Here is a 7,011-nt window from a genome sequence, read left to right as displayed (position 1 = left end):
GCGTTGACCGAGCACGAAATGATCCGCGGATTGACCGCCCGCAGCGCCGCGTAGTCGATCCCCAGCCGCTTGCGCACGCCCAGGCGGTAGTTGTCGATCACCACGTCGGCCGTTCTGGCCAGCTCCAGGAACAGCTCGCGCGCCTCGGGATGGCGCAGGTTCAGGCCCAGGCCTCGGCTGCCCCGGTTGAAGGTGACGAACTGCGGTCCGTCGGAGCGGAACGGATCAGCCTGGGGCGGCTCGACCTTGAGCACTTCGGCGCCGAAGCTGGACAGGAGGTTTCCGGCGTAAGCTCCCGCGATCACCGTGCCCAGGTTCAGGACCCTCACGCCGGCCAGAGGCGGGCCATCCGCCCGAGCTGTCCCGCCGATCGCCTGTGAGGTGGGTCCGGGCGCCCAGGCGGGCGGCGCGGCTACCGGCTGCGGCAGGCCCTTGATCGCGGCGGGCGTGGCGGAGAGCCGGGCGGGCGGCCCTGGGATGGCCACCTCCCCGTGCCGCGGGTGGTTGAAGGTCTGGCGCAGGCCGCCCTGCGCGACAGTCTCCCCGGAGAACCAGGCCTCACGCCGCCGCACCGGGGCGCATGGCACGTCGTTGGCCTGCAGCGCCTCCAGCCACTCCGCCCGGGGCCGGGTGAGGAATATCCCCTCCAGCAGGTCGCGCGCGGCCAGCATGTCGGCCTCCAGGACCTCGAAGGCGTCCGCCAGCCCCACCACCTCCAGGGCCTTCAGGTAGAAGTTCGTGAACAGCGTGCCGGAGAAGAACCACTCCCCGTCGGCGCACTGGTACAGCCGATAGCGTGGGTTGGCGCCCGGCGGCGTGCCGCGCGGCAGCGGGTCGACGCCCAGGATCCGCGCCGGGCCGCCGGCCTCCGCGGCGCCGTGCAGGCCGCTGACCACCACGCCCTGTCCCAACCCGCTGCGACTCCGCTCCAGGAGCGCCGCGCCGATCGCCGCAGCGCCCATGACCGCCTGCGCGTAGTGCAGCACCGGCAGGATCAGGTGGGTGGGCTGGTCGGACCAGCTCCCTTGCCGGAACGCCGTGCCGGTCATGCCGGCCAGCAGGCTGTGGTGCGCCGGCAACTGGCTCCAGCGGCCGCTCGTCCCGTAGGGCGGCATCCAGGCGTGCACCAGCTGCGGGTGCGCCGCCGTCAGGCTGACGGCGTCCAGGCCCAGCGCCTCCAGACGCCCCGGCGCATGGTCGAAGATCGCCACGTCGGCCCCGGCGATCAACGCCCTCGCCGCCGCCATGCCATCGGCGGCCTCCAGGTCGAGCGTCACCACCTGCTTGTTTCGGTTGTAGGCCAGGTAGCCCGGACGGTCCTTCGCCCGGTCCCCGCCGGGCGGCTCCACCTTGACCACCTCGGCGTCGAAGTCGCTCAGCAGCATCGCCGCCATCGGCCCGGCCAGCCCCTGGCTGAAATCGGCGATCCGCACGCCGGTGTAGGCGGTCATTCCGCGAGGCCCCCTCAGCCTGGAAGAGGTCCAACGTCGGGAAGTCAGCCTCGCCGGTCAAGCCGTCCACGAGATTGGGGGCTGTGAGGCCCGGATGAGCCGCGCTAGCTAGATCCGCAGCACCGTCGTCTCCACGACCGGCCGCCGGCCCCAAATGCGCTGGCTGGCCTTCTTCACCGCTCGCGAAATGGCCTTTTCGACGTTGTCGTCCAGCTCGAGGTCGTCGCCCTTCAGCCGCTTCAGCGCCGCTTCCGCCTCATCGGCGAGGTCGTTCAGCACCTCGTCCAGGTGCTCCTCATCCTCCGTCGGCAGGCCCAGCGCGCGCACCTGTGGGCCTGACGCGATCCGCCCGCGCTCGTCCAGAACGACGGAGACTGCCACCACGCCGTTGAACGCCGCATGCCGCCGCTCGCGCAGCGCGTCGCCGTTCTCAGGGACAACGACCCCGGCGTCGACGTACAGCCGCCCCGCCGGCACCTCGTCGATGATCTCGGCGCGGCCGGGGGCGAGGCGCACCATGTCGCCGTTGCGCGGCGTCACCTGCTGCGGCACCTGCAGGTCGGCGGCGAAGGCGGCGTGCTCCATCAGGTGGCGCCGCTCGCCATGGGTCGGCACCGCGATGGTGGGCCGGGCCCAGGCGTACATCTCGGCCAGCTCGTCACGGCACGGGTGGCCGGAGACGTGGATGCCCGGATGGTCGCGCTCGGTGTAGAGCCGCACGCCGCGCTCGGTCAGCTTGTTCTGCAGGTTGCGGATCGGAATCTCGTTGCCCGGGATCACGCGCGAGGAGAACACGCAGACGTCGCCAGCCCCCAGCTTCACGTGCGGGTGCGTTCCCTCCGCGATCCGCGACAGGGCCGCCCGCGGCTCGCCCTGGCTGCCGGTGCAGAGATAGAGCACGCCCTTGGGCGGCAAGCGCTTGGCCTCGTTGTCGTCGATGAACGGCTTGATGTCCTGCATGAGGCCCACGGACTTCGCGGCCGCCGCCATCCGATGCATCGAGCGCCCCACCAGGCAGACGCGCCGCCCATTGGCCTCGGCGGCGCGGATCACGCTGTCCATGCGCGCCACGTTCGACGCGAAACAGGCCACCGCCACCCCGCCCTTCAGCGTGCCGATGAGCGGGATCAGCTTGTCGCGCACCTCGAGTTCGGACCCGGCGTGTCCGTCGACGAAGACGTTGGTGGAATCGCACACCATCGCCAGCACGCCCTCGTCGCCGAGCTTGCGGATGAAGTCGCTATCGGTGGGGCCGCCCAGGAGCGGGTCCGGGTCGATCTTCCAGTCGCCGGTGTGCAGTATCACCCCCAGCGGCGTGCGGATCGCCAGCCCATTCGGCTCGGGGATCGAGTGGGTGAGCGTGATCAGGTCCAGCGAGAACGGCCCGAGCTCGATCGTCCCGCCAAGCGGCACCTCGGTGATCGAGACCTGGTCCAGCAGGTCCGCTTCGCGCAGCTTCTCGCGCAGGATGAAGGCGGTGAATGGTGTCGCGTAGACCGGCGCCTTCAGCCGCGGCCACAGGTGCGCCACCGCCCCGCTGTGGTCCTCGTGGGCATGCGTCAGCACGATCCCCAGGATGCGGTGCGCATGCTGCTCGATGAACTGTGGATCGGGTAGGATCACTTCGACGCCCGGTGTCGTCTGGTCGCCGAACGTCACCCCCAGGTCGACGACGATCCACTGCCGGTCGTGCGGCGGGCCGTAGCCGTACAGGTTGAAATTCATGCCGATCTCGTTCGACCCGCCCAGCGGCAGGAAAACGAGCTCGTCGTCAGGTGTTTTGCGGGCCATCTAAGCTTTCTGAGCCGAGTTCCGGCGGTAGATTTCGAGCATGCCGCGGATCGTCAGGTCCGGGTCGAAGTGGTCGATGGCGTCGGTGGCGCCGTGGAACAGCGAAGCCACGCCGCCGGTGCCGATCACCGTCATCGGCTCGCCCCATTCCGCCTTGATCCGGGTGACCAGGCCTTCGATCAGGGCGATGTATCCCCAGAAGACGCCGGATTGCATGGCCGCCACCGTATCCTTGCCAATGGCGGTATTGCCGCGCGGCCGCTGGATCGCCACCCGCGGCAGCTTGGCCGCCGCCTGATGCAACGCCTCCATCGACAGGTTGATCCCCGGAGCGATGGCGCAACCTTCCATCGCACCGTCGGCGGCGATGACGTCGAATGTGGTGGCGGTGCCGCTATCGATCACGATCAGGGGACCGGGATAGACGATGTGCGCCCCGATGGCGTTGACCAGCCGGTCCGCGCCGGCCTCCGAGGGCTTCTCGATCCTCACCTCGATGCCGAGATCGACATTCTCGCCGATCACCATCGGCTCCACGTGCAGGTAGCGCCGCGCCAGGTTGCGCAGGTTGAAGATCGACTGCGGCACCACGCTGGAGATGATGCAGCCGTCGAATGCGCCCAACGCCAGCCCGGCCATGGCCAGGAGCTGGGACAGCCAAACCGCATATTCGTCGGCGGTGCGGCTGGAATGGGTGGCCGCGCGCCACTGGGCGATCCACGTGTCCCCGTCGTGCACCGCGAAGAGCGTGTTGGTGTTGCCCTGTTCGATCGCCAGCAGCATCTCACCCGTCTCCAAAGAACACGTCGCCCGCCGTTATCCGCTCCAGGCCGCCATCGTCCAGCCGTAGCCGCAGCGCGCCGTCCACATCCAGGCCCTCCGCCACGCCAACGAGCGTTCGGTTTGGCAGGCGCGCCTCGCAGCGCTGTCCCAGCCCGGTCGCCCGTTCGCTCCAGCCGGCGGAGATGGGCGCGAACCCTTGCGTCGCCCACGCCGTTCGCCAGCGCTCGAAGGCGGACGCCAGCACCTCCAGAGCCGCCAACGGCGCCGGCGGCGGTCCGGCCATGTGGTCAGCGAAGGCGGTGGCCGGCCGTTCGACGTCCTGCGGCGCATGGGCCAGGTTCACCCCGATCCCTACCGCAAGCCACAGCCGCCCGTCGGCGCGCGCGCCGGACTCCACCAGGATGCCCACAGCCTTCATGCCACGCACCAGCACGTCATTGGGCCACTTCAGCCGCGCCGCTCCCGCGCCCAGGCAGGTGTCGGCCAGGTCGCAGGCCGCCAGCGCCGCCACGAAGCTGAGTTGCGCCGCCTCCGCCGGGGTGCGGTCCGTCAAGGTCAGCAGTGTCGCCGCCAGGTTGCCCCGCTCCGTGGACCAAGCGCGTCCCCGTCGTCCGCGGCCCGCCGTCTGCACGCCGGCGGTGATCCACACAGGCCCGGCCTCGCCCGCATCCGCACGGCGGCGCGCCTCGGCGTTGGTGCTGTCGAGTTCGTCGTAGCTTTCGATGGGCGGGTGGCTGGTCAACCCTACGCCAGGCCGAACGCCGCGGCCGCCTTGCCGGCCTGCGGGTAGAGCCAGATCAGCGCGGCGATCACAACCGGGAAGGCGAACAGGCCGCCGGCGATGGCGATGGCGTTGGCTTCCAGCGGCGGCTTGTCGGTGGTTCCGGCGCTGCCGTCGAACCAGATCGTCTTGATCAGCTTCAGATAGTAGAACGCCGCCACCACTGAGCCGACGAGGCCGATCACCGCCGGACCCCAGAGCCCCGCGTCCAGCGCCGCCTTGAACACGAAGTACTTCGCCCAGAAGCCGGAGAAGATCGGCAGGCCCAGGGCCGACAGCGAAAACGCCGTCATGGCCAGCGCGATGCCCGTGCGCTCCTTCACCAGCCCGGCCATGTCGTCGATGGTCTCCATCGACCGGCCGCCCCGCGACAGCGCCGCCAGGCATGCGAAGAAGCCGGTCACGTCGACCATGTAGAGCACCATGAAGATCAGCATCGCCTGCACGCCTTCCTGGGTGCCGGAGGCAAGCCCGAGGAGCGCGTAGCCGACGTTGGCGATCGAGGAATAGGCCCACAGGCGCTTCAGGTTCTTCTGGACCAACCCGGCGAAGGCTCCCACCGCCACTGAGATCAGGGCGATGGCCACCAGCACCTGCTGCCACTGGTCCACGGCGCCGGCGAAGCCGTTGGCGAGGACGCGGGCGAACAGCACCATGGCCGCCAGCTTCGGCGCGGCGGCGAAGAAGGCCACCACCGGCGTCGGCGCGCCTTCGTAGACGTCCGGCGTCCACATGTGGAACGGCGCGGCCGAGACCTTGAACGCCAGGCCGCACATCAGGAACACCAGCCCGAACAGGAGGCCCGTGTTGGCGCCGTCGCCCGCCGCCACGGCGATGTCGGTGAAGACGGTCGAGCCGGCGAACCCATAGATCAGGCTGGCCCCATAGAGCAGCAGGCCGGACGAGAGCGCGCCCAGCACGAAGTACTTCAGCCCGGCCTCGGACGCCTTGGCGTTGTCGCGATGCATGGCCGCCAGCACGTAGAGCGCCAGGCTCTGCAACTCGACGCCGACGTAGAGGGAGATCAGGTCGCCGGAGGCGGCCATCATGCCCATCCCCAGCGCCGCCAGGAGTACCAGCACCGGGAACTCGAATGCCCGCACCCCGCGCCGGGCGAACCACGGCTGGCCCAGCGGGATCGCCACGGCGGAGGCCGCATAGATCGCCACCTGGGCGAACACGGCCCCGGCGTCGGAAATCAGGGCGCCGGAGAACGCCGCGCCCAGCGGCCGCGTCGCCGCCGCGACCGCCGCGGCGGCCAGCACCAGCACGGCGCCGGTCCCGACCAGGGCGGTCTGCTTGGGCGCGAAGGCGCCCACGATGAGCAGCGCCATCGCTCCGATCGCCAGGATCAGCTGCGGATAGGCGAAGGCCAGGTTGTCCGTGATCGTCATCGGGCGCTCCCGCCGATCGCCGCCTGATAGACGTCCACGAGGTGATCCACCGAAGCCCCGGTAATGTTGAACACGAAGTTGGGCTGCACGCCCAGGTACAGGGTCGCCACGATCAGCGGCGTGAAGATCGCCACTTCGCGCAGTTCCATGTCGTTGATGGCCGCGAGCTTGGGGTTCTCGAGCGTGCCGAACACCACCCGGCGGTACAGGGTCAGCATATAGACCGCCGACAGGATCACCCCGGTGGTCGCGGCGATCGCCGTCCAGGTCGACACCTCGTAGGTTCCGACCACCGTAAGGATCTCGCCCACGAACCCGCTGGTCCCTGGCAGGCCGACGTTGCCCATGGTGAACAGCATGAACACCGCCGCGTACCACGGCATGCGGTTCACCAGCCCGCCGTAGAAGGCGATCTCGCGGGTGTGCATGCGGTCGTAGATCACGCCGACGATCAGGAAGAGCGCGCCGGAGATCACCCCGTGGCTCAGCATCTGGTAGATCGCGCCCTGCTCGCCCTGCGCGTTGCCGCTGAAGATGCCCATGGTCACCAGCCCCATGTGGGCCACGGACGAATAGGCGATGAGCTTCTTCACGTCGGTCTGCACGAAGGCGACCAGCGAGGTGTAGATCACCGCCACGACGCTGAGCGCGAAGATCAGCGGCGTGAACAGCTCGGAGGCGTTGGGGAACATCGGCAGGCTGAAGCGCAGGAAGCCGTAGCCGCCCATCTTCAGCAGGATGCCCGCCAGGATCACCGAGCCTGCGGTCGGCGCCTCCACGTGCGCGTCGGGCAGCCAGGTATGGACCGGCC

General features: G+C 69.6%; 6 protein-coding genes. All 6 read right to left on the bottom strand.

The window, feature by feature from the left end:
* A partial coding sequence (locus QZV94_RS09300) for a CoA transferase (RefSeq protein ID WP_293677540.1) occupies window positions 1–1,451 on the bottom strand: 1,451 nt, incomplete at its 3' end.
* Window positions 1,452–1,559: 108 nt separating this feature from the next.
* Window positions 1,560–3,242 carry a ribonuclease J gene (locus QZV94_RS09295; RefSeq protein ID WP_293677539.1) on the bottom strand — a complete coding sequence of 561 codons (1,683 nt, stop codon included), beginning with the start codon at window positions 3,240–3,242 and terminating at the stop codon, window positions 1,560–1,562.
* A complete protein-coding gene (locus tag QZV94_RS09290) occupies window positions 3,243–4,025 on the bottom strand; it encodes a type III pantothenate kinase (RefSeq protein WP_293677538.1) in 783 nt (260 codons plus the stop codon).
* Window position 4,026: 1 nt separating this feature from the next.
* Window positions 4,027–4,767 carry a biotin--[acetyl-CoA-carboxylase] ligase gene (locus tag QZV94_RS09285; RefSeq protein ID WP_293677537.1) on the bottom strand — a complete coding sequence of 247 codons (741 nt, stop codon included), beginning with the start codon at window positions 4,765–4,767 and terminating at the stop codon, window positions 4,027–4,029.
* A 2-nt stretch (window positions 4,768–4,769) separates the two neighbouring features.
* Window positions 4,770–6,200 (bottom strand): NADH-quinone oxidoreductase subunit NuoN, encoded by a 1,431-nt coding sequence (gene nuoN, locus QZV94_RS09280; protein ID WP_293677536.1) that lies wholly within the window; start codon window positions 6,198–6,200, stop codon window positions 4,770–4,772.
* Window positions 6,197–7,011 (bottom strand): NADH-quinone oxidoreductase subunit M (locus QZV94_RS09275; protein ID WP_293677535.1); only part of this gene is annotated, 815 nt, incomplete at its 5' end. The genes QZV94_RS09275 and nuoN, both read right to left, overlap by 4 nt.

This window comes from uncultured Phenylobacterium sp., from assembly GCF_902826855.1.
Classification (GTDB): domain Bacteria; phylum Pseudomonadota; class Alphaproteobacteria; order Caulobacterales; family Caulobacteraceae; genus Phenylobacterium.
Note: the sequence above shows the minus strand (reverse complement) of the source record. Positions and strands in the feature narration are given on the sequence as shown.